This is a genomic window from Chitinophaga alhagiae, assembly GCF_003568665.1.
In the GTDB taxonomy this organism is placed as follows: domain Bacteria; phylum Bacteroidota; class Bacteroidia; order Chitinophagales; family Chitinophagaceae; genus Chitinophaga; species Chitinophaga alhagiae.
In genome coordinates this window covers 103,514-126,444 of record NZ_QXMH01000001.1, presented here as the reverse complement: position 1 = coordinate 126,444, position 22,931 = coordinate 103,514, and the positions used below count along the sequence as shown (strand labels likewise).

Genomic DNA, 22,931 nt, shown 5'->3' with positions numbered 1-22,931 from the left:
CCGGTAAAACCAGCAACGATGTATCGACGTATCTCAACCATAAAAATATTTGCATTGCTGGGCGTTCTGGCCTTTGCCGTCAGCGCCTGCAACAAGGAACTGAACAAATCACCACTGGCCAGCTTTTCCAGCGATGTATTCTGGACCAGCGAACAAAATGCCCTGCTGGCGCTAACGGGAGTATACCGCAGCAATATACAGATGCAGAAGACCGCGGAGTTTTCGCCAACAGACTGGTGGTCTTACCACGGCCTGTTGTACCTGGAGTTTGCTTCAGACAATGCTTATGACCGCCGGGGAGATAACTCCGTTGTCAACCGCCTGAGCAACGGCACCATGACGGCAGACCTGGGCATTCTGGGCAATTTCTGGGAGGCCAGCTACCTGCGCATCGGCCGCGCCAATTTCTTCCTGGAAAACCTGGGCAAAACACCCGTTGCGGAAGCCAAGCTGAAGCGGATGGAGGCGGAGGCCCGCTTCATCAGGGCGTGTACGTACTTTTACATGTCGCAGTACTGGAAAGACGTGCCGCTGGTTACCAGTACGCTTACGCTGGAAGAGGCTAACACCGTGTCCAAAGCGCCGCAGGCGGAAGTGGTGAAGTTTGTGGAAGACGAGCTGACAGCGGTGGCTGCCATACTGCCGCGGGCCAAAGACCTGCCGGCGGCAGAACGCGGGAGGGCTACACAACAGGCTGCGCTGGCCTTCCTGGGCAGGCTGCAGCTGGCGGAGCAAAAATTCACCGAAGCAGTGGCTACCTACAAAACCATTGTAGACCTGAACGATAATGCCATAGACCCGAATTATGAAAGCCTCTTCAACGGTACCAACGAAGCCAGCAACGAGATCATTTTTGCCACGCAGTACCTGCAGGACCTGGCGCCTAACGGCATGCTGCAGCACAATTACCCGGCCATAGCCGGCGGCTGGCATTTGTATTGCCCCCTCGGCAGCCTGGTGGAATCTTACGAGTTTACTGACGGTACGCCGTTTTCGTTTAATGATCCGCGTTATAACCCGGCAGATGTGGCGCAAGACCGTGACCCGCGGTTAGGGTACACGGTGCTGTACAATAACGCGCAATTCGGGAGGTTCCCGTACATCACCCATCCGGACTCCACCAGCTCGCGCGATCAGCTTACCACCACCAAGCAGGGTACCCGAACAGGTTTCGGGCTGCGCAAGTATAACTACGACGCGTTTGCCGGCGGTGATCTGCAAAACTCAGGTATAGACCTTCCCATTATACGTTATGCTGAGGTGCTGCTCAGCTATCTTGAAGCAAAGCTGGAAGCGGGAGAGGCAATAGACCAGGCTTTGCTGGATGCTACTATTAACAAGGTGCGCAGCCGGGCCGGCGTGAACATGCCGACCGTAACCGCAACAGATGCGGCGGCGCTGCGCACCATTCTCAGGAGGGAACGGCGTAATGAGCTGGCGCTGGAAGGGCTGCGTTACTGGGACCTGCTGCGCTGGGGCATTGCCGCGCAGGTACTGAGCGGCGATTTTTACGGGGCCGCTTTCCCTACCGCCGTGAACCTGCGTAAAAAAGGTAATATTGTTGACCCGGCGCGCCGCTGGTATGTTACCAGCAAGGCGTTCCGCGCCGGCATGGACGAAAAGTGGCCCGTACCGCAACGTGAGGTAAACATCAACCCGAAACTGCAATAATCTTATGAAGATCATCAGACTCTTATGCTGCTGCCTGCTGCCCCTGGGGGCGCTGGCGCAGCAGCAAAAGCCCAACATCATCGTCATCTATGCGGATGACCTTGGTTATGGAGATGTAAGCTGCTACGGCATGCAGCGCATCCAGACGCCTAATATAGACAGGCTGGCAAGGAACGGCGTAAAATTCACCCGCGCCTACGCCACTTCCGCCACCTGTACGCCTTCCCGCTTCGGGCTGCTTACGGGGAAATACCCCTGGAAACAACAGAATACGGGCATTGCCCCGGGAGATGCTTCCCTTATTCTGCCCACAGACCGGCGCACCTTGCCCGGTATGCTGCAGAGCGCCGGTTACCAGACGGCCGTGATCGGCAAATGGCACCTGGGCCTCGGCACCCGGGAAGGTATTGACTGGAACAGGGAGATAAGGCCGGGGCCGCTTGAAACCGGTTTCAACTATGCATTCATTATGCCGGCCACGCTAGACAGGGTGCCGTGCGTGTACGTGGAAAACCGGCAGGTGGTCAACCTCGATCCCGCGGACCCTATACAGGTAAGCTATAAACAGAAAGTGGGCAACGAGCCTACCGGCGCGGAGCATCCGGAAAAGCTGCGGATGCTGCCTGACCCCGGGCATGGCCATAACCAGACCATTGTAGACAGCATCAGCCGCATTGGCTGGATGAGCGGCGGGCATAGCGCGTTGTGGAAAGATGCGGATATTGCGGGAGACATCACCCGCAAGGCTGTATCGTTCATGGGCCGCCATGCCGGCAGCCCTTTCTTCATCTACTTTGCCAGCGGAGACATTCATGTACCCCGCTACCCGCACAGCCAGTTCCGCGGCAAAAGCGGCATGGGCCTGCGCGGAGACGCCATTCTGCAACTGGACTGGTCTGTGGGGCAGATCATGCACGCGCTTGACAGCCTGGGCCTTACCCGCAACACAATGGTCATTTTTACCAGCGATAACGGGCCGGTATTGAATGACGGGTATGTAGACCAGGCCGTGGAACTGGCGGGCAACCACCGCCCGGCAGGCCCCCTGCGAGGCGGTAAATACAGCGCCTTTGAAGCCGGTGCGCGGGTGCCGTTTATTGTACAATGGCCCGCCGGTATGAAAGGCGGCCAGCGTTCTGATGCGCTGTTCAGCCAGGTAGACCTGTTTGCTTCCCTCGCAAAACTCACCGGGCAAACGCTGCAAGACAATGAAGCGCCAGACAGTTTTGACAGGCTGCCGCAGTTGCTGGGCAAATCAAAAACAGACCGCAGGTACCTGATCACCCAGGGCGGTGCGCTGTCTGTGATCAGCAACGGCTGGAAGTATATTGCACCGTCTAAAGGCGCCAAAGTAGCGCGCCTTGTGAATATAGAGCTGGGCAATGATGAAGCGCCGCAACTGTACCGCCTGAAAGGAGATGACGGAGAGCGGAAAAATGAAGCCGCGCAGCATCCGCAGCAGGTCAGCGCCCTGGCCGCGTTGCTGCAGGAGGTAAAGACATCGGAGAGAAGCCGGTAAAGGATACTGCAAAAAAGAGGGGCTGTCTCAAAAGTAATTTGATGGGCTTGAGCATCGCGTAAGCGAAAAATCTCTCCATCAGGTACCTGCATAAGATCAGGTAAAAATTACTTTTGGGACAGCCCCTTTTTGAATGCCTAATTCGCTTCCGTGAGCGGAACAGGGAACTTGTCCCACACCTTGTCATTTGGCCGCGTGTTGGGTAATTCAGCCAGGCGGTTGTACCGCCGCATGTCTACCCAGCGGTGCCCTTCCGCAAACAGCGAGTACCTTCTCTGCCGCAACATTTCCGTGATGAGCGCGGCCTGGCTGACGCCGCCGGCATAGGGCGGCAGGTTATGCCCGAGGCGGATGCGGTTGAGGGCCACTATGGCGTCAGGGAGCGCGCTGGTCTGTATTTTGGCCTCTGCATAGATCAGTATCAGTTCTTCATTGCGGATAATGGCAATGGGGGAGGTGTTGGTGGTATAGATCCATACATCCCGGTTGGAGGTAAGGCCGTCTGTGGTAACCGATGCGGTGCGCAGGGTGGCTTTGCCGATGCGGTCGTCTCCCGGCGTAACGTCTGTAGCGTAGGAAGGATGCGCCAGGCGGTTTTCTCCCGCGTTGTTCTGCGGCAGGAAGAGGTTGTTGAGCTGGTCTCCCGAAGCGCTGCTGAACACGTGGTATATGCCGGCGCCGAAGGAGCCGTTGAGGTCAAAGAAAGACTCGTTCAGCGCGGTGAGCGCCGCGGGCCATTGCTGCCGGTACACGGCTACGCGCGCGGCCAGCGCCCGGTTGAACCGCAGCAGGCCGGCCGGGGTTTTGAAACCGGCAAACCCGTCAGACAGTGGAAAGTCTATGGCGCTGCCCGTGAGGTCTGCCTTCCCCTCGTCCAGCAAAGCGGCAATGTCTGCCAACGCATCCGGCGCCGGTTTGATAGGGCCGAGCTGGTTGGGGTCTTTTACATCCGTACGGATGCCGTTGGCGTACGTCATGTTCAGGTTCATCAGCAGCTGGTGCGCCATCACTGTTTTGGTAAAACCGCTGTAGCCCTTCTTCTGCTCCGCGGAAAGGAAAGCGGCGTTGGCGGTTGCCTCCAGGATGATGTTGCCCTGCCGTACAGCGCGGTAGCGGGAGGTCCAGGGGTTGGTGATGTAGAACGTGTTGTTGTTCAGTTCCCCGTTGCCCATCAGCTCGCTGGTGTAGCGCGGCTCGGAACCGGAGAAGCGGTAGATCTCCCGGCCTATGATGCCCACGGCGTCAAAGTAGGTATTGAGCGTAAGGCGCATGCTGGATTCCATCCCCGTTACCAGGTTGTCTACCTGCTCTTTGGTGCCGGTGCTGCCCGCCACGGGCGTGTTCAAGTTGGGTATTTCCCCCTTCTGGCAGGCGGCCAGCAAAGCGCCGGTGAGGAAAATGGCCTGCAGGAATTTATATTGTTTCATGGTCTTTTTTTTAACAGGTGATCAGAAGGTAATGCCCAGGTGGAACATGGCGCGTTTGGAAGCAGGGTAGGGCGTTACTTCCACGCCGGTGGAAATGCCCGTGCTGCCGCGCGATGTAGCGGTAGACATGGTGTTGCTCCCGAAGTTGGAAGACTCCGGGTCGTAACTTTTATAGTCTGTAAAGGTGAACCAGTTGCTGGCTGATACGCCCACGTTCACGGCGGAGATGATCTTGTTTTTCGGGATGGGGATGTTGTAGTACAACCCTATTTCGCGGATGCGGAAGTAGGAAGCGTCCTGCACGCGGATGCTGGCATCGTTGTCCCCGGCGGCATTCATACGGTCTATGCCGTCTTTCACACCGTTGCCGTTGGCATCATCGTCATAATCATGAGAAGTGCCGAACACGTCTGACAGGTACTCGGTGAGGTTGATGTTGTCCCCTCCTTTTTTCCAGTGCATCATGACCCGCAGGCTGAGGTTGGAGAACAGGGTCAGGTCGTTGTAAAAGCTCATCTGGAAATCCGGCTCGGAATTGCCCAGTACGCCGGTGCCTTTGCCGGTGCCCAGGGTGCCGATGATCTGCGTGGCGGATTTGCCTTCTTCTATGAAAAAGTTGCCCAGCGTATTGCCAAAGGCGCCCAGCGGAAATGCCGGAATGGTGAGGCGCGTCACTTCAGACGTGTTTTTCCAGAAATTGACGGTAGACTGCCATCTTACCTTGCGCGTATCTACCGGGGTGGCGTTCAGGCTCAGCTCAATGCCTTTGTTCTGCAGGTCGCCGCCATTCACCCATTGCTGTGCAAACCCGCTGGAAGGCGGTACAGAGCGGCGCAGCAGCAGGTCATAGATCTTTTTCTGGTAATAGGTAGCCTCCAGGCTGAGGCGGCCGTTGAAGAAGCTGACGTCCAGCCCGGCTTCCAGCTCGGTTTGCCGCTCCTGCTCAATGTCTTCGTTACCCAGCTGCGTGTCTACCAGCGAGCCCGGCTGCCCGCCAATGTTGCTGGCGGTAAGGGCCAGGAACTTTGCGCCGTAGGGCGCCACGTTGCCCGCCGCGCCATAGGCCGCGCGCAGCTTCAGGCTGTTGATGGAGGGCACGTTCCAGAAATCCATTTTGGCAAGGTTCCAGGACAGGGACGCCTTGGGCAGCACAAAGTACTTCTTGTAGTTGCCGTTGTTGGTGGAGCGGTCAAACCGCACGCCGGCGGAAGCGGTAATAGCGTCCATGATCAGCACGTCTTCCTGGATGAAAATGCCATTGTCGCGGTACTTCTGGCGGAACTGCTGCAGCTGCGAGGCGGAGGCCTGGTCTACATTGGTTTGCTGCGGCAGCAGGTTGGTGGCCGTGGCTATGAGGTTGTCCATATAACTGGTTTCCAGCGTGGCGCCAACAGAGGTGGTGAAGGTGAGGGTGGGGCCGGCCTCCAGGTAGTTGACCAGGATGCCCATCAGGTTGGTGTTCAGGTTATTGGTGTTGCCCTGTATGCTGGCGCCGTTCAGCGCGCCGGCCATGAACTGCAGCGTTCTGGGAAAAATGGCTTCTGTTTTCAGGTTGAAGAAGTCTATGCCGCCGCGAACGATCAGTTTGGTATTGGTCTGTTCGTTCTGGTGCAGGGTGGCCTTCACTTCACCGCCGGTGATCACGCGGTTCACGGTTTCGTTGTTCCGCATTTTGTCTCGCGTTTCAAACGGGTTGGCGGCTTTGGGGTTGATGGGATAGTTGCCCTGGGCGTCCGGGTGCATTTCGAGGAATTCGGGAATGGTGGCCAGGGATACGCCGTAGGTCACGGAGTTATTGTCGTTGTTGGTGAGGCCGCGGTCTGAAGAAGTGTTCATATAGGTAGCCCGCAGGCCTACGCTGATGCGGTCGTTGAACTTATGGTCCACGTTCAGGCGAACGGAGTTATTGAGGTAACCGGTGTTTTTGATAATGCCTTCTTCGCTGCGGCGGTTGGCGGAAAAATACATGCCGGTGCGCTCATCGCCGCCGCTCACGCTTACGCCGGTATTGGAAATGAGGCCGGTCTCCCCGTAAAATTCTTTTTCATAATCGTACAGCTTGCCGGCATCGCGCGCGGCAATGAACTGGTTGCGCATGGCATCGCCGCCCAGGTCAAAGGCCGTTTCTTCCGTGAAATGGCGTTTGCCCAGCAGTTTGCGCACTTTGGTGAAACCGATGTCCTGCACCAGCCGTACGGTGGTCTTGCCCAGGGAAGAACCTTTTTTGGTAGTGATGATAATTACGCCGGCAGCGGCTTTGGAACCGTAGATGGCCGCGGCGGAGGCGCCTTTGAGTATCTCGATGTTCTCAATATCGTCAGGATTGATGTCTGCCACGCGGCTGGAGGGATTGTCCTGGTTCTGCGGGTTGCCGGCAGACGCGGCGGCGGTGATGATGTTCAGCCCGGCGGGCACGCTGACGTTGCTGATAAATACGCCGTCTACCACGTACAGCGGCTGGGAGTTGCCGAAAATGGAGGTAACGCCGCGCATCTTCACGGAAATGCCGCCGCCGGGAGCGCCGGAGTTGGCGGTGATGAGGGCGCCGGGTATTTTGCCGCTGAGGGCGGCGTCAAAGGTTTGTGCGGGGGCCACGCCGTATAGTTCTTTGGCGGAGATGGTGGCTACGGCATTGGCCAGGTTGCTCCGTTTTACTGAAGTAGCCAGCCCGGTGATCACTACCTCGTCCAGGTTAGCGTAGTCTTCCGCCAGCTGAACGTCCATAGTGTTGCCGCTTACCGCGGCCTGGTGAGACTTGTAGCCGGTAAAGGAAAATATGAGGGTATTGCCCGGCGCCGCCTCCAGGGAGTAGCGGCCGTTCACGTCGGTAATGGTGCCGCGGTTGCTTTGCTGTATGCGCACGGTAACACCGGGTACGCCGTTGCCCGCGGCGTCAGTAACCCGGCCGGTTACCTTTTGCTGGGCGGCAGCCGTGAGTGTGCTGCCTATCAATAATAGCAGCAGCGCCCAATTTTTGATCAGATACATGTTTTGGCGATTTAGAGGTGATAAATTAGTGAAGGTTGAATGGTGAAGAGCGGTACAGCCGCGCAGGCCGCCGCGTAATGGCGTACATCAGATCTGCATAAGAAAAGGTTTAGAGGTTGATAAAATTTTACGTTTACGCAGTGTCACCCGCAAGGATGCGTTGAACGAAGCCGGGGTTTGAATGAGGTCCTATTTGCTGTAACAGTTTTTCCGCTCAAGATATGTAGTGCCTTATCGTGGAGTGACCTTTGCCATTGATTTTGGATTGCTGGTGTTTTAGATTTTGGTTGATGCTGATCAGTTAAAGGGTTTTTCAATACGCACGTTCCTGGAATGATGCAGATTAAGCAAATTTGATGGAAATCAGATTTGTTTATTATCGTGGGTTTTATTATATTATTTATACTGCGAAATCCACGCGAAATCCACATTTTCAGACGCTGCTAGGCAGTATGGCCTTTTACCTGTAACTTGCAGGGTTATGCAACAATACCTTGATTTATTGCAACATATACTGGATAACGGGGCGGATAAAACAGACCGCACCGGCACCGGTACACGCAGCTGCTTCGGTTACCAGCTGCGTTTTGACCTGCAAAAGGGCTTCCCCCTTGTGACCACCAAAAAGCTGCACCTGAAGTCTATTATTTACGAGCTGCTCTGGTTCCTGAACGGAGACACCAATGTGAAATACCTGCAGGAGCACGGGGTGAAGATATGGGATGAATGGGCGGACGAACAAGGCAACCTGGGCCCGGTATATGGTAAACAATGGCGCAGCTGGGAAGGGGCCAACGGCCAAACTTTTGACCAGGTGCGCGATGTAGTGGAGCAGATCAAAAAGAACCCGGACTCGCGCCGCCTCATTATCAGCGCATGGAACGTGGCAGACCTGCCGCAGATGGCCCTCAGCCCCTGCCATTGCCTCTTCCAGTTCTACGTGGCCAACGGCCGCCTGAGCTGCCAGCTGTACCAGCGCAGCGCAGACGTGTTCCTGGGCGTGCCTTTCAACATTGCCTCGTACGCGCTGCTCACCCTCATGATAGCGCAGGTATGCGGCCTGCAGCCGGGAGAGTTCGTTCACAGCTTCGGCGATGTGCATCTTTACAGCAATCATATGGAGCAGGCCAAACTGCAGCTGACCCGCCAGCCGTACCCGCTGCCGGTCATGAAGCTGGACCCGGCCGTGAAAGACATTTTCAGTTTCCGGTACGAAGACTTTACGCTGGAACACTACGAGTTCCATCCTCATATTAAAGCCCCCGTTGCAGTATGACCATTTCCATTATTGTAGCTGCGTCTGATAACAACGTGATAGGCATTGAGAACCGCCTGCCCTGGAACCTCCCGGCAGACCTGCAGTTCTTCAAGAACACCACCTGGGGCTTTCCCATTATCATGGGGCGCAAAACCTTTGAGTCTATGGGCCGCCCGCTCAAGGGCCGGCAAAACATCGTGATCACCCGGCAGGCCGGTTACAGCCACGCGGGCATTACCGTGGTGCCGTCTATTGAAGCCGCCATCAGGGCCGCGGAGGAGCAGGACGTGAACGAGATATTCATTACAGGCGGCACGGAAATATTCCTGCAGGCATTTCCGCTGGTGGACCGCATCTACCTTACGCGCGTGCATACCACCCTGCAGGGAGACGCGTTCTTCCCGGAGATCAGCCCGGAGGAGTGGGTACGGGTACATAGCGAGCCGCATGCCGCGGATGAGAAACATGCGTACGCGTATACATTTGAACGGTGGGAGCGGCGGCAACCGGCTACTTGAAGATCACCATCCCCAGCTGCAGTGTCAGCTCCCGTTCCAGTTGCTTCAGGTGCTGATGCATTTCCAGGCATTTCATCATTTCTTCCATATCTGTTTGCCGTTCCATTTCCTGCTGGTTTTCCACGATCAGTTTTTTGATCTTGCGCAGAATGAGGTAGTTGGTGGTGGAGAGGGTATCTTTTAAATAGGCATCATCACCATACACGGTCTTGATCTCGAAGCGCTCCTGCCAGTTGTGGCTGAGTTCGGCTTCTTTGTCTTCCAGTATCAGGGCTACGTTCTGGGCTATTTCCGCATCCTGGTGGTAGAGGAACCATTTTTTATCGGGCATGTTGCCCTGGTCATACCCGGCTTTATATTCCCGCAGTATTTTTTTCACTATCTCGCTGTCTGCCAGCGATTCAAAATCGTACGGCAGGTGAAAGATGTAGTCAGCCACCGTGTTGTTGTTTTCTTCACTGAATATCTTGTCCCCGAAGCGCAGCAGTATCTTCACCAGTTCCCTTTCCTGCTTTTCGTCTTTATTGAAAAGATTGTCTGCCGGCGGTGCGTCGGTGGCGCCTTCTTCAAAATACTCCGGGTACATTTCAGCCAGGGAGGGGCCGTCTTCTTCTTCTCCGCGGCTGGCCTGCTGCTGTTTGTTTTGCTGCTGGGCAACCTGTTTGTTGATACGGTCCCGGATGTATTTGTTCACCAGCGTTACCATGCCTTCCTCATCTATCTTCAGTAACTGGCTGCACTGGCGGATGTAATCCTGCTGTTTGGTGAAGTCTTCTACCTTGTCTATCCGGGAAATGGTTTCCGCAATTTCATTCACCAGCTGTGATTTGCGGGTAGTGTCGTTACCGGCTTCTTTCAGGGACACCTGCAGCTTGAACAGGATGAAGTCCTGCTTGTTCTCCGCAATGAACTGCCTGAAGCCTTCCGCGCCTATTTTACGAACGTAACTGTCCGGGTCTTCCTTGTCCGGTATGAGGGCCAGCTTTACGTTGAGGCCTTCTTCAATGGCCATGTCCAGGCCGCGCAGCGCCGCTTTTACACCGGCATTGTCCCCGTCATACAGGATGGTGAGGTTGCGGGTGTACTTTTTGATGAGGCGGAGCTGGTCTGTGGTGAGCGAGGTGCCGCTGGAGGCTACCACGTTCTCTATACCGGCCTGGTGCAGGGAAACTACGTCTGTATAACCTTCCACCAGCAGGCATTCGTCCAGCTTGTCTATGGAATGGCGGGCAAAGTAAGTGCCGTACAGTACTTTGCTTTTGACATAGATCTCGTTCTCCGGGGAGTTGATGTATTTGGGCGCCCGGTCGTTCTTTACCAGTATGCGCGCGCCAAACCCCAGCACCTTGCCGCTCTGGTTGTGGATGGGAAAAATAACGCGGCCGCGGTAGTTGTCTGCCGGCTGTTCGTTGCGGATGGCCACCAGGCCCGTTTTGAGCAGGTACTCCTGGTTGTAGCCTTTTGCCACGGCGGCCTTTACAAAAGCATCGCGCTCATTGAGGCAGTAACCGAGCTGGAACTTGCGCACCGTTTCTTCCGTAAAGCCCCTTTCCTCAAAATAGCTCAGGCCCACGTTCTGGCCCTCTTCCGTTTCATGCAGGGTCTTTACAAAATAATCGCGGGCAAAATTGTTGATGATAAAAAGGCTGTCTGCCAGCTGTTGCTGGGCCTTTACTTCCGGGCTAACCTCTTTTTCCTCAATTTCCACATTGTATTTCTGCGCCAGCCAGCGGAGGGCTTCCACATAGGAGTACTTTTCGTGCTCCATGAGGAAATTGATGGTGTTGCCGCTTTTGCCGCAGCCAAAACACTTGTAGATCTCCTTGGTGCCGGATACCGTGAAGGAAGGCGACTTTTCATTATGAAAAGGGCAGAGGCCGAGGTAGTTGGCCCCCCGCTTCTTCAGTTTAACGAAAGAGCCTACTATCTCAACAATATCTATCCGGTTGAGTATCTGTTGTATGGTGTTCTGGGAAATCAATTGCTTACGGGTTTACCATTGGCAAACATAGTATAAAATGAGGAATAGGGAGGACGGATATAAATTTTAACTATATTTGTGTATTCCTATATATCTATGAAAAAATTGCTACTCGGGTTTTTAACCTCCCTGGTGTTTTGCACGGCGCATGCGCAGGAATATTCAGGTCTTATCACTTATTTTGTTGACAAACAGGCGGCATGTGACAGTATAACGGTCACATTTACAGCAGATACCACCAACATCCGCGGGGTGATCGGCTATACCTGGATTTTAGGCAATGGCGACAGTATTGTGGCCGGCCACAGTATGGCATACACGTACCGCCAGCCCGGTTTGTACCGGCCCTACCTGCAGGTGGAGCTGGAAGATGGCCGCCGCCTGAACAGCTACCTGCTGCGGAATATCGAAGTAGGCCCGCTGCTGGAAATACTGAACATCTTTTATTCGAAGAAAGACGAATACAGGAGTTTTATGCAGAACATCCATCACGGGCTGATAGGTCCCAAATATACCTGGAGCACGGGCAACACCGAACGCCCCCAGTATATAGATACGCCCGGCGTATACATGGTGTCCATGGAATATTGCAACAAGGTGCTGTACGATACGGCCTTTGCCTATGAGATACCGGAGCTGAGCATGGAAGTAGAGCAGATACCGGCCTCATGGGACCTTAAAGTGCGGTTGAAAACACCCCCTATTTATCCCGCGGCGCATACCAACTGGGCCTTCTGGAATTTTGGCGACGGCGGCGGCACCAGCAATGTGCAAAGCTCTGTGGCAGATACCATCATAGAGCATGTTTACCCCGCTCCCGGCACCTATACCGTAAAGTTCAATTCCACCAATACTTATAATCACAGCCGCTTCTATACCCAGGAGATCACGCTCGTAGATACGCGTTTCTGGCTCAGCCTGGGGCAAGATACAACGATCATCTACGGAGATACCATTCTGCTCCAGGCGTCCAACCCCGGCAACGGCGGTGCGCAGTTCTTATGGAACACCGGGGATACGCTGCCCCAGATCAGGGTCACCGAAGCCGGTACTTACAGCGTGGCTGTTTCCAAATACGGCCGTACGCTGACGGACGAAGTGGTGGTCTCCGTCAATGACAGCGCCATTGCCCGCATGGGGCATAATTCTACTGTTGGGTGCCTGCCGCTGATGGTGGACTTCTGGGATGCATCCGTGGTGCGCCGCGGCAGCATTGTGTCAAGAAAATGGAAATGGGGGCAAGACAGCAGCTCCGTAGAAAGGCCTGTGTATACTTTCACCAGCTACGGCACGCACCTGGTGGAGCTGGAGATCACAGATGACCAGGGAAGAACTTCTCACTGCACAGATACTTTGATCTTACAACCCTACGAGACGCTGGCGGTAGACCTGCCTGATACCGCCTGGCTGCCAGACAGCGCCATTCCCCTCCACCTGGAAGCAACTTATTACCCCGGCGCTCACTATTACTGGTCAAGAGGGGATACCGGGCGTATCTTGACCATTGAGGCCGGTACCCAGGATGCACCGGGTACTTACATATTGCGCGTAGAGCGTTGCGATACCACCATAACGGACAGCATTATTGTGATGAAAAGCTACGGTGACCCGGCTATTGCTTATGATCCCTTTGTGCCATGCCTGCCGGTTACTGTACAGTTCAGGAACGTGACCGTACCAGGCCGCCTGCCGCTTACCTATAGCTGGTGGATCGAATTGGACGGCATACAGATCCCTTCAAACGGCACGTACAGCGATTCAGTGTTTTCCCACACCTTTGAGAAACCGGGGCTGTACGAAATAGGTCTTGAGGCCACTACGGGTATGGCTTACACCGGTACCAGGGTGAAGGTCCGCATTCCTGATACGCTGGTAACGGCTTACGGGGGAACAGCAGATACGGTGCTTCCCGCCGGCGGCAGCATTCAATTGAAGGCGCTGCAGGAAGAACATACCACCTATGCCTGGTCTACCGGAGATACTGCTTCCGCCATTACCGTGTACAACCCGGGCGTTTACGCCGTTACCGCTACCCGCTGCGGGAAGAGCGACGCCAGCAGCATCACCGTACACCCGCCAGATACAGCCACTATCAACCTGTACTACCAGCAACTGACCGGGCAGTGCCGGCCCTTCCGGCTGAGGTTCAGCATATTCGGACTGACTGATACCACCGGCATCAGGCGGTTTGACTGGGTTTTCACCGACCCCCTGGGCCTGGTGATAACAGACAGCGTAGCCAGGCCGGAGCGCCTGTTTTTCACCGAGGGCAACTACAGCGTACAATTATATGTGCAGTATGTTGATGGCAGGGCCGGGTACGGCAAAATTGAGATACCGCTGAAAGAACCTGTGTTCACGCTTGAGTCTCCTTTCCAGACAGACACGCTCTGGTGGTGCGGCCCTTATCCCATGCAGCTGAACGCCGGGAATCCGGGGGCGCGTTATCAGTGGTCCGGCGGCACGGTGACCGGTACGGATTCGCTCTATACTGTTACCAATGCAGGCATGTATAAAGTGCGGATCAGCCGATGCAGCAAAATGCTGACAGATAGCGTATACATCGCAAATCCTCCGCCAGTGTCACTGGTGGGCGGCACGCAGCACGAATTTTGTAATGACGATACGCTGACGCTGGAGGCTGTATTTCCTGACAACTGGCCAGTGGCCTGGCTGCGCAATGGAGACACCATACCCGGCGCAACGGGGAAAACGCTGGCCGTTACAGACAATGCCATTTACATGATCAGCGCCACCAATGGCAATTGCAATATCAGCTCCAGTACCGTTACTACCAGGCGGATAACATTAGAAGGGCAGCTCACCTACGCCCGGGATACGCTTTTTGCCACCGGCAGCTCCAATGTGGAAGCAGGTTTCTATTATAGCTGGTATTTCAACGGCCATCCCGTTCCCGGTTATGCGCTGCCATATTATATACCGGCGGAAACCGGTTATTATCAGGCGCGCGTAGGTAACTTCAGGTGCCTGGCTTTCACGGATTCCATGTTGATCACTATTACACCAGCCACACCGCCCGCGCCTGAAATAGTGGTGGATAACAACGCAGATCAGGTAACATTGTCATTTACACACCCGCAGCAGCCGGAGCCGGGCAATGAATATACGGTGCAGATGAGCGGCAGCGGCGGGGCCTTTACCCGGGAAATGGAAGCGAAGTACACTACGCTGGCCGTTATTCCCAGCACAGAAAGAAGCATTGACCTCTTGCTGAACATACCTGACAGCGTACCCTGCAGTGACGACTACCGGATACGCATTATCAGTTCCAAACCGGCAGACACATCGCTGCTTTCCACCGGTTTCAGGATCGAGAACATGCCGGAAGCCCGTATTAACGCGGCCGCGCTGAACGAGATCTGCGCGGGCACGGAACTGGGGCTGGAGGCAAAGGCCGCCTACCTTTGGACGTACAGCTGGCTGCACAACGGGCAGCCGGTGGCCGGGGCAGACGAGAGCGGGCTAACGGTTACGCAGCCCGGTGAATACCGGGTGGTGGTATCTAACGGGCCTGGCTGTACGGTAACTTCCGGTGCGGTGCGGTTAACGGTGCATACACCGGTAGTGCCTGCACTGGTGCAGCGGGGAGACTCGCTGACCGCCACGCCCGCCGCCAGCTACCAGTGGTACCGCAACGGCCAGTTGCTGGACGGCGCTACCCAGGCCACGATCCGTGCGCCCGGCAGCGCGCGCTACACTGTGCATACCACTGACGCTAACGGCTGCAAGGCGGTATCTGATGAACTGAGCGTGATGGTAACGGCCATTGACCCCGTAACGCTGGAAGGCAGCACCGTGAAACTGTTCCCCAACCCTGCTTCGGGGAAAGCATTCCTGCAGTTCTCTGCCATGCCGGCGCCGCGGACCTTTGTACGTGTTACCAATGCTGCCGGCCTGACCGTATATACCGCGCAAGTGAGCGCCACCCTGCATGAGCTGCCGCTGACCGGTTTGCCTGCGGGTATCTATTTTGTACAGGTCAGCACTAAAAAAGAGAAAATATCGCTCCGGTTGTTCGTACGCTGACAATGCCATATTTGGGTGCGGCCCTTGACCATCAACCTGGTGAGCGGGGCTGCCCCAATGACTGCCGCCGTGCCATGCACAATGCACGCCCGTTTATGCACAGCTATATGATTTTAATACCGGCCGCCTGTTTTCCGCGCTGCTCCTCAACCCCGGCCGCCTATAGCCGCCAAGCGCATTTTTAGCCCCATCCGGGCAGTTTTATTACAAAAGCGGGTTGGTGTCTGTGAACAGGCGGCCGCCGCCAAAAAGGCGCAAAACAACCAAAAGGGGCCATGCTACTGACATCCTGCTGCCATCCTTCGGTGATCCTTCGGTGGTGTTCGGCGCCAGTACGGGTTTGAGGGTGTTTAACCGAAGGTTGACCGAAGGACCGCCGAACGGTTACCGAAGAATGGGCGTATTGACAAACCGTTACATTCCTGTACCGGGCATTATCAAAAATATCATACCCTGCTTTCCCGGGCATCTTTTGGCCCCCGCCTTACAATTGCCTAAATTTGAGATTCCCGCAAGAGAGGGGAACACCAAAACAAATAAAAACAAACGAAACGGATGAAAGAAGTATTCATAGTATCCACCGCCAGAACGCCCATTGGCAGCCTCAGCGGCGCCCTGGCCGCCATACCGGTCACCCGCCTGGGGGCTACGGTGATCAAGGCCGCGCTGGAAAGGGCCCATGTAAGCCCGGAACAGGTGCAGGAAGTGTACATGGGCAACGTGATCAGCGCCAACGCCGGCCAGGCGCCCGCCAACCAGGCCAGCCTGTATGCCGGGCTGCCCAACACGGTACCCTGCACTACCGTGAACAAGGTGTGCGCTTCCGGCATGAAAGCCATTATGCTGGGCGCCCAGAGCATTTTGCTGGGAGATAACGACGTGGTGGTGGCCGGCGGTATGGAAAGCATGAGCAACATTCCCTATTACCTGGATAAGGCCCGCGGCGGCTACCGGCTGGGCCACGGCGCCGTAATTGACGGTATTATCCGGGACGGGCTGTGGGACCCCTATAAAGATTTTCATATGGGCAACGCGGCGGAGATCTGTGCGGCCGAGTACAAGATCAGCCGGGAAGACCAGGACAATTTTGCCGTTCAGAGCTATAAAAGGGCCGCGGCGGCCTATGAAAAAGGGTATTTCCAGGGAGAGATAGTGCCGGTGGAGATACCCGGCCGGCAGGTAACCACGGTGAGCGAAGACGAAGAGTTCAAAAAAGTGAACTTCGAGAAAATGCCCGCGCTGAAGCCCGCTTTCCAGAAAGACGGCACCATTACGGCGGCCAATGCGTCCAAGATCAACGATGGGGCGGCGGCCGTGGTACTGGTGAGCGGGGAGAAGCTGAAGGAGCTGGGGCTGAAGCCGCTGGCCCGGATCGTCAGCTTTGCAGATGCCTCCCAGGCGCCGGAGTGGTTTACCACCACCCCCGTGAAGGCGGTGAACAAGGCCCTCCAAAAGGCCGGCCTGACCATGGGAGACATGGACTTTACCGAGATCAACGAAGCCTTTTCCTGTGTGGCGCTGGCCAACGGGAAAGACCTGGGCGTAAAACCCGGTACCCTCAACATCTGGGGCGGCGCGGTGGCCCTGGGGCACCCCATTGGCTGCAGCGGCGCCAGAATTGTGATTACCTTAACATCCATCCTGCACCGGGAGAACGGGCGCTATGGCGTGGCCGGTATCTGCAATGGGGGCGGGGGCGCCAGCGCCATGGTGATAGAGAAAATGTAAATGCTTTGCTTTTTCACCAACAAACGATATTTTTGCCCTGCCTTTTTTGAGAAAGGTGTGTAATGTTCAAAATATATTAAAGATTCAAATGCGTCAGATAGCCTTCAGACAAGCCTTAAGAGAAGCCATGCAGGAAGAAATGCGCCGCGATGAGCGGGTGTTCCTGATGGGCGAGGAAGTGGCAGAGTACAACGGAGCGTACAAAGTTAGCCAGGGAATGCTCGATGAGTTTGGCCCGCGCCGCGTAATAGACACCCCTATTGCCGAGCTGGGCTTTACCGCCATAGGCGTGGGCGCCGCACAGAACGGCCTCCGTCCCGTACTGGAATTTATGACCTGGAACTTTGCTGTACTGGCGCTTGACCAGATACTCAATACCGCCTCCAAAATGCTGGCCATGAGCGGCGGGCAGGTAGGCTGCCCCATCGTGTTCCGCGGGCCTAACGGCTCTGCCGGTCAGCTGGGCGCGCAGCACTCCACCGCATTTGAAAGTTATTATGCCAACATCCCGGGCCTGAAAGTGATCTCCGTATCCAACCCGTACGATGCCAAAGGCCTCCTGAAAGCCGCTATCCGGGACGATGATCCGGTGGTTTTCATGGAAAGCGAGCAGATGTACGGCGATATGGGTGAAGTGCCCGAAGAGGAATACATCATCCCCATCGGCAAGGCCGATATCAAACGCGCCGGTAAGGACGTGACCATCGTTTCTTTCAACAAAATGATGAAAGTAGCCATGGGCGCCGCGGAAGAGCTGGCCAAGGAAGGCATTGAGGCTGAGGTGATAGACCTCCGCACCATCCGCCCGCTGGACTGGTTCACCATCCTGGAATCTGTGAAAAAGACCAACCGCCTGGTGATCGTGGAAGAACAATGGCCGTTCTCCAGCGTTTCTTCCGAAATTTCCTACCGCATCCAGAAAGAAGGGTTCGACTACCTGGACGCGCCCATCCGCCGCATCACCGCTGTAGATGCTCCCATGCACTACGCGCCTAACCTGGTGAAACTGTACCTGCCCGATGTGGAAAGAACAGTGAAACTGGTGAAAGAGGTGATGTACATGAAAAAGTAACTACCCGTAAGGAAGTATAGCAGCCCGCTTCACTACGAAGCGGGCTTTGTTTTTGGTTGCCGTTGCCACGCAGCCCTGGTTATGAAGGCCTCCACAGCCGTATTCGGCAAAAAGGTGTTTGCGCTGAAACTGGCGGATATGCTGGTCACCTTCGGTACCCTGTTCGTTTTTTACCATTTCTCCCGGCGGCGGCACGCCGCTTCTTTTTATGCCGCATATCCATTATTTTAGGAAAACTAAAATCCCTCCATGCATCTTATCCGCCTGTTTTTCCTGCTGCTCTTCCCTGTATGTACCCTGGCCGCTCCATCTGTTACCATCGTAAAAGCCGTATTCCCCGCATCTCCCGGAAAAATATCCATCATCACCTATGACCCCGTTACTGGGGAGGAGGTGGAGTACAAGGCAAAGAAACAAGGGAAGACGTGGGTTGTTTCATTCCCCCAGCTATTGCCTGGGGATGTGCTTTTCCGGTACGGAAAGAAGTGGACCATGTTGCTGCTTTCTCCCGGCGACACGCTGGAGATAACCGCCAATGAGCACGGCCTTCGTTTTTCGGGCGTAAGGGGAAAGACCAATGAACAATTGCAGGCTTACCGCCGTGAGCTGTATGGGCCTGATGTGTATGCCCGCGGTAAAGCACTGGATAGCTATATTCCAGACAGCAGCGCAGCTTCCATAACGGCCTTTCTGCGGCAAAGATCTGTACGTGACAGTACCGTGCTGGCAAATTTCATCTACCAGCAGCAACCTGATACGCTGTTTTGCCATTGGGCGTGGCAAAGCCTGCGTTATGAACTGGAAGAACGGCTGCTGCGATATGCCGCTTTTAAAAAGTATGGGGTGCCCGCCGGCTGGTTTGATACCGCTGAAACGCTGGCCGCACAACCAGACAGCATCCTCCCCATCGCCCGGATGATGTTTGTGGATGAATACAGTAATTACCAGTTAGGGGAGGTGATCAACAGCGGGCGCAATTTTGTAACGTACTGTAGATCGTGGCCGGCGGGTACCATGCGGGATATGTTGCTGGCCCGCTATGTGTACGTTTTTCAGGACGCCGCCCTGGGTTTTGTATTGCAGCCGGATATGGCCAGGATACAGCAGATGCTCACGCACCCGGTTTTCATGGAATATGTACGGCGGGTAGAGAAAGACGTGAAAGCGGATGAAGGCCGGGGCGCCTCTCTCGGGGAGGCAAAACGGCTGGAGAAACCGGGGATGGGAAAGGATTCCATCCTCCAGAAGTTTATAGCGCCCTATGCCGGCAAGGCGGTGTATATAGACGTTTGGGCCACCTGGTGCGTGCCCTGCCGGGAAGAGATGCCCGCCTCTCAACAATTGCGCCGGCGCCTGGAAAAAGACAATGTGGTGTTTGTGTATCTCTGCGTAGGCTCCCCTGAAAAGGCCTGGAAGTCAGTTGTAGACAAAATGGGCATACGCGGGGAACACTTTCTGCTAACGCAGGCGGAATATGATGCCTTGCGCGAAACGTACCGGTTGCAGGGCGTGCCCCATTACCTGGTGGCAGACAGGCAGGGAAGGGTGGTACACAGGAACGCGCCCGGGCCTTCAGACGGCAGGGCGGAAGAAATGTTGCGGAAACTGGCGGAATAACCGGCTTATTCCCCGAACAGGTCACTGCTCAGGTACCGGTCTCCGCGGTCGCAGATGATGCAGACCACTACGCCGTGCTTCAGCTCGCGGGCCACTCTTACGGCCGCAGCCACGGCCCCGCCGCTGCTCATACCGCAGAAAATGGCTTCTTCTTTGGCCAGCCGCCGCGTCATGGTGCGGGCTTCTTCTTCAGAAATGTCCATAGTGCGGTCTACGCGGTGTTTTTCAAATATTTTGGGCAGGTACGCTTCCGGCCACTTGCGGATGCCGGGTATCCTGGAGCCGTCTGTAGGCTGGCAGCCAACGATCTGGATAGACGGGTTTACTTCTTTCAGGTAGCGGCTTACGCCCATAATGGTGCCGGTGGTGCCCATGGCGGATACAAAATGGGTCACGCTCTTGCCCGTGTCCCGCCAGATCTCCGGGCCGGTGGTGCGGTAATGCGCGCCGTAGTTGTCCGGGTTGGCAAACTGGTTCAGCATATGATAGCCGCCTTTGGCCACCTGCGCATGCGCATAGTCTATAGCGCCTTCCATGCTTTGCTCTTTGGGCGTGAGGGTCACTTTGGCGCCAAAGGCTTCCATGGTGAGCACCCGCTCACGCGTGGCGTCTTCCGGCATTACCAGTTCTATGGCTACATTGAATAACTTGGCGATCATGGCCAGGGCTATGCCTGTATTGCCGCTGGTGGCCTCTATCAGCTTGATGCCGGGTTGCAGTTCCCCGCGGTCAAGCGCCCCCTTGATCATGCCGTAGGCGGCGCGGTCTTTTACACTGCCGCCGGGGTTGGAGCCTTCCAGCTTGGCGTAAATGGTAACGTTCGGGTTTTCAGGTATCTGTTGCAGGGCTACCATAGGAGTATTGCCCACCAGGTCCAGTACTGTTTTCATCGTTTGGTCATAAAATATTTCGTTCAAAAAAGATCATACCATCTTGATGCTGCCGTCTGCCTTGTAATAAATGCGGGAATGCGGCGCTGTGGATTTGATCAGCCATACGTTCCCCCCAATAATGCTGTGGTGGCCTATTACGGTATCTCCACCTAAAATGGTGGCGCCCGCGTAGATCACTACATGCTCTTCTATGGTAGGGTGGCGTTTGCTCATGGCCATGGTTTTGTCTATGCTCAATGCGCCGAGGGTAACGCCCTGGTATATTTTCACATGCGGGCCAATGACCGTTGTTTCGCCAATGACCACGCCCGTGCCATGGTCTATGCAGAAATACGGCGCAATCCGGGCCGCGGGGTGAATGTCTATGCCCGTGCGGTCATGCGCAAATTCCGTGATCACCCTGGGCAGCAGGGGCACGCCCAGCGTATGCAGGCCATGCGCCACGCGGTAGGCCGCAATGGCGTAAAAGCCGGGGTAGGCGCGTATTACTTCGTAGAGGCAGGTGGCCGCCGGGTCTCCCTGCAAAATGGCCTCCGCGTCTTTGGTGAGATGACTGTAAATGCCCGGCACCTGCTCCATAAAAAGGCGCGCCGTGGCCGCCGGCGGTTGGGGAAGACTGCCCTCCATAGGCGTCAGCAGGTCTTTCAGCCTTTCTTCCAGCTGGGCCGCGTACAGCTCCAGTTCGGCGCCGCTCATCACCCTGCCGGTATGCTCCGGGAACAACCAGTTCACCAGGTCCCTGCAAAAAGCCCATACCTGTTCTGATGAAGGATAGGCATTGGCAGCCGCGGCCGCATGCCGTAATTTCAGTTGCTCCAGCAATTTTTTCATAAAATGTGAATAGTTACCTCAACGGGTTAAAATTACAGATAAAACCGGTATAATTAGTAGACTGTTTAGCGCCAAACCGTTTACAGTACACAAATTATTCATTCTTACTGCAATAATACGGGAGTATTTAAGGCAGGCTGGCGGCGGTTGGCTTCTTTTTCTTAATTTTGGCACTGTTTAAAATAATAGACAACCTATGGCCAATATCCTGATTATTGACGACGAAAAAAGCATCCGCAAAACGCTTTCCGAGATACTGACCTACGAAGGGTACAAGGTAGATGAGGCGGCAGACGGGGCGGAAGGGTTCAAAATGTACCAGGGCAAAGCCTATGATGCCGTTTTGTGCGACATCAAGATGCCCAAGATGGATGGCCTGGAATTTCTCGAAAAAGCAAAGGAGGTCAACCCTGACGTGCCCATCATTATGGTGAGCGGCCACGGGAATATTGATACGGCCGTGGAAGCGGTGAAAAAAGGAGCGTACGATTATATTTCCAAACCGCCCGACCTGAACAGGCTGCTCATCACCCTGCGCAACGCGCTGGATAAAACCACCCTGGTGGCGGAAACCAAAGTGCTGCGCAAAAAGGTGAACAAAACGCCTGAAATGATAGGGGAATCCGCCCCCATCGTGAAAATAAAAGACACCATCCACAAAGTGGCGCCTACAGACGCGCGTGTATTGGTAACAGGAGATAACGGCGCCGGCAAGGAGCTGGTGGCCCGCTGGATACATGAGTACAGCAACCGCGCCGCCGGCCCGCTGGTGGAAGTGAACTGCGCGGCCATTCCCAGCGAGCTGATAGAAAGCGAGCTGTTCGGCCACGAAAAAGGTTCCTTCACCTCCGCCGTCAAACAACGCATCGGCAAGTTTGAACAGGCATCCGGCGGCACGCTGTTCCTGGACGAGATAGGGGACATGAGCCTTTCCGCCCAGGCCAAAGTGCTGCGCGCCCTGCAGGAAGGCAAGATCACCCGCGTGGGAGGAGACAAGGAGATCAGTGTAGACGTACGCGTAGTGGCGGCCACCAATAAAGACCTGCTGAAAGAAGTGGAGGAAAAGAACTTCCGCCTGGACCTTTATCACCGCCTGAGCGTGATCCTCATCCACGTGCCTTCGCTCAATGACAGGAAAGAAGATATCCCCCTGCTGGTAGATCATTTCCTGGACTCGGTCTGCGCGGAATACGGCACGGCCCGCAAGGGAATGGACAAAGATGCCATCAAGGCGCTGCAGGCACACCCGTGGACGGGCAACATCCGCGAGCTGCGCAACGTGGTGGAAAGGCTGGTGATCCTCTCCGGCAAAACCATTACGGCAGATGATGTGGAAAATTATGTGGTACCCAACCACGACAAAAAAAAAGTCACTTCCTGA

The 22,931-nt window shown here is 55.5% G+C and carries 15 protein-coding genes; 10 read left to right on the top strand and 5 right to left on the bottom strand.

Features of this window, described 5'->3' with window-relative positions; all coding sequences use genetic code 11:
- Positions 1-18 precede the first annotated feature (18 nt).
- Positions 19-1,671: a RagB/SusD family nutrient uptake outer membrane protein gene (locus D3A97_RS00480; protein ID WP_119075545.1), complete on the top strand. Its 1,653-nt coding sequence runs from the start codon at positions 19-21 to the stop codon at positions 1,669-1,671.
- A 4-nt stretch (positions 1,672-1,675) separates the two neighbouring features.
- Positions 1,676-3,190: a sulfatase family protein gene (locus D3A97_RS00475; RefSeq protein ID WP_119075542.1), complete on the top strand. Its 1,515-nt coding sequence runs from the start codon at positions 1,676-1,678 to the stop codon at positions 3,188-3,190.
- 137 nt (positions 3,191-3,327) lie between these two features.
- Here D3A97_RS00475 and D3A97_RS00470 read toward each other — a convergent pair whose 3' ends face one another.
- Entirely contained in the window at positions 3,328-4,617 is a 1,290-nt protein-coding gene (locus D3A97_RS00470; RefSeq protein WP_119075540.1) for a RagB/SusD family nutrient uptake outer membrane protein, read from the bottom strand.
- Positions 4,618-4,638: 21 nt separating this feature from the next.
- Entirely contained in the window at positions 4,639-7,605 is a 2,967-nt protein-coding gene (locus tag D3A97_RS00465) for a SusC/RagA family TonB-linked outer membrane protein (protein ID WP_119075537.1), read from the bottom strand.
- Between the two features lie 481 nt (positions 7,606-8,086).
- On the opposite strand from D3A97_RS00465, the gene D3A97_RS00460 reads away from it, so the two are divergent.
- Together D3A97_RS00460 and D3A97_RS00455 are read left to right on the top strand one after the other, a co-directional pair.
- Entirely contained in the window at positions 8,087-8,881 is a 795-nt protein-coding gene (locus D3A97_RS00460; protein WP_119075535.1) for a thymidylate synthase, read from the top strand.
- Entirely contained in the window at positions 8,878-9,381 is a 504-nt protein-coding gene (locus D3A97_RS00455) for a dihydrofolate reductase (protein WP_119075532.1), read from the top strand. The genes D3A97_RS00460 and D3A97_RS00455 overlap by 4 nt, the downstream gene beginning before the upstream one ends.
- Here the strand turns inward: D3A97_RS00455 and dnaG are convergent.
- Positions 9,374-11,362 (bottom strand): DNA primase, encoded by a 1,989-nt coding sequence (gene dnaG, locus D3A97_RS00450; protein ID WP_119075529.1) that lies wholly within the window; start codon positions 11,360-11,362, stop codon positions 9,374-9,376. The genes D3A97_RS00455 and dnaG overlap by 8 nt on opposite strands.
- A 96-nt stretch (positions 11,363-11,458) precedes the next feature.
- Here dnaG and D3A97_RS00445 point away from each other — a divergent pair, with 96 nt between their 5' ends.
- The 5 genes from D3A97_RS00445 (at position 11,459) to D3A97_RS00430 (ending at position 19,826) form a co-directional block, all read left to right on the top strand.
- Positions 11,459-15,409, top strand: coding sequence for a PKD domain-containing protein (locus tag D3A97_RS00445; protein WP_119075526.1), 3,951 nt, complete (start codon positions 11,459-11,461; stop codon positions 15,407-15,409).
- A 555-nt stretch (positions 15,410-15,964) separates the two neighbouring features.
- Positions 15,965-17,137: an acetyl-CoA C-acyltransferase gene (locus tag D3A97_RS00440; RefSeq protein WP_119075523.1), complete on the top strand. Its 1,173-nt coding sequence runs from the start codon at positions 15,965-15,967 to the stop codon at positions 17,135-17,137.
- A gap of 88 nt (positions 17,138-17,225) precedes the next feature.
- Positions 17,226-18,209 carry a pyruvate dehydrogenase complex E1 component subunit beta gene (locus tag D3A97_RS00435; protein WP_119075521.1) on the top strand — a complete coding sequence of 328 codons (984 nt, stop codon included), beginning with the start codon at positions 17,226-17,228 and terminating at the stop codon, positions 18,207-18,209.
- Between the two features lie 81 nt (positions 18,210-18,290).
- Entirely contained in the window at positions 18,291-18,440 is a 150-nt protein-coding gene (locus D3A97_RS24755; protein ID WP_157986287.1) for a hypothetical protein, read from the top strand.
- Positions 18,441-18,458: 18 nt separating this feature from the next.
- On the top strand, positions 18,459-19,826 hold the full coding sequence (locus D3A97_RS00430; RefSeq protein ID WP_119075518.1) for a TlpA family protein disulfide reductase: 1,368 nt from the start codon (positions 18,459-18,461) through the stop codon (positions 19,824-19,826).
- A gap of 5 nt (positions 19,827-19,831) precedes the next feature.
- Here the strand turns inward: D3A97_RS00430 and cysM are convergent, their stop codons facing one another.
- Together cysM and D3A97_RS00420 are read right to left on the bottom strand one after the other, a co-directional pair.
- Complete coding sequence (gene cysM / locus D3A97_RS00425; RefSeq protein WP_119075516.1) at positions 19,832-20,716, bottom strand: cysteine synthase CysM; 885 nt, start codon at positions 20,714-20,716, stop codon at positions 19,832-19,834.
- A gap of 33 nt (positions 20,717-20,749) precedes the next feature.
- Positions 20,750-21,550: a serine O-acetyltransferase gene (locus D3A97_RS00420; protein WP_119075513.1), complete on the bottom strand. Its 801-nt coding sequence runs from the start codon at positions 21,548-21,550 to the stop codon at positions 20,750-20,752.
- Positions 21,551-21,746: 196 nt separating this feature from the next.
- On the opposite strand from D3A97_RS00420, the gene D3A97_RS00415 reads away from it, so the two are divergent.
- Complete coding sequence (locus D3A97_RS00415) at positions 21,747-22,931, top strand: sigma-54-dependent transcriptional regulator (RefSeq protein WP_119075511.1); 1,185 nt, start codon at positions 21,747-21,749, stop codon at positions 22,929-22,931.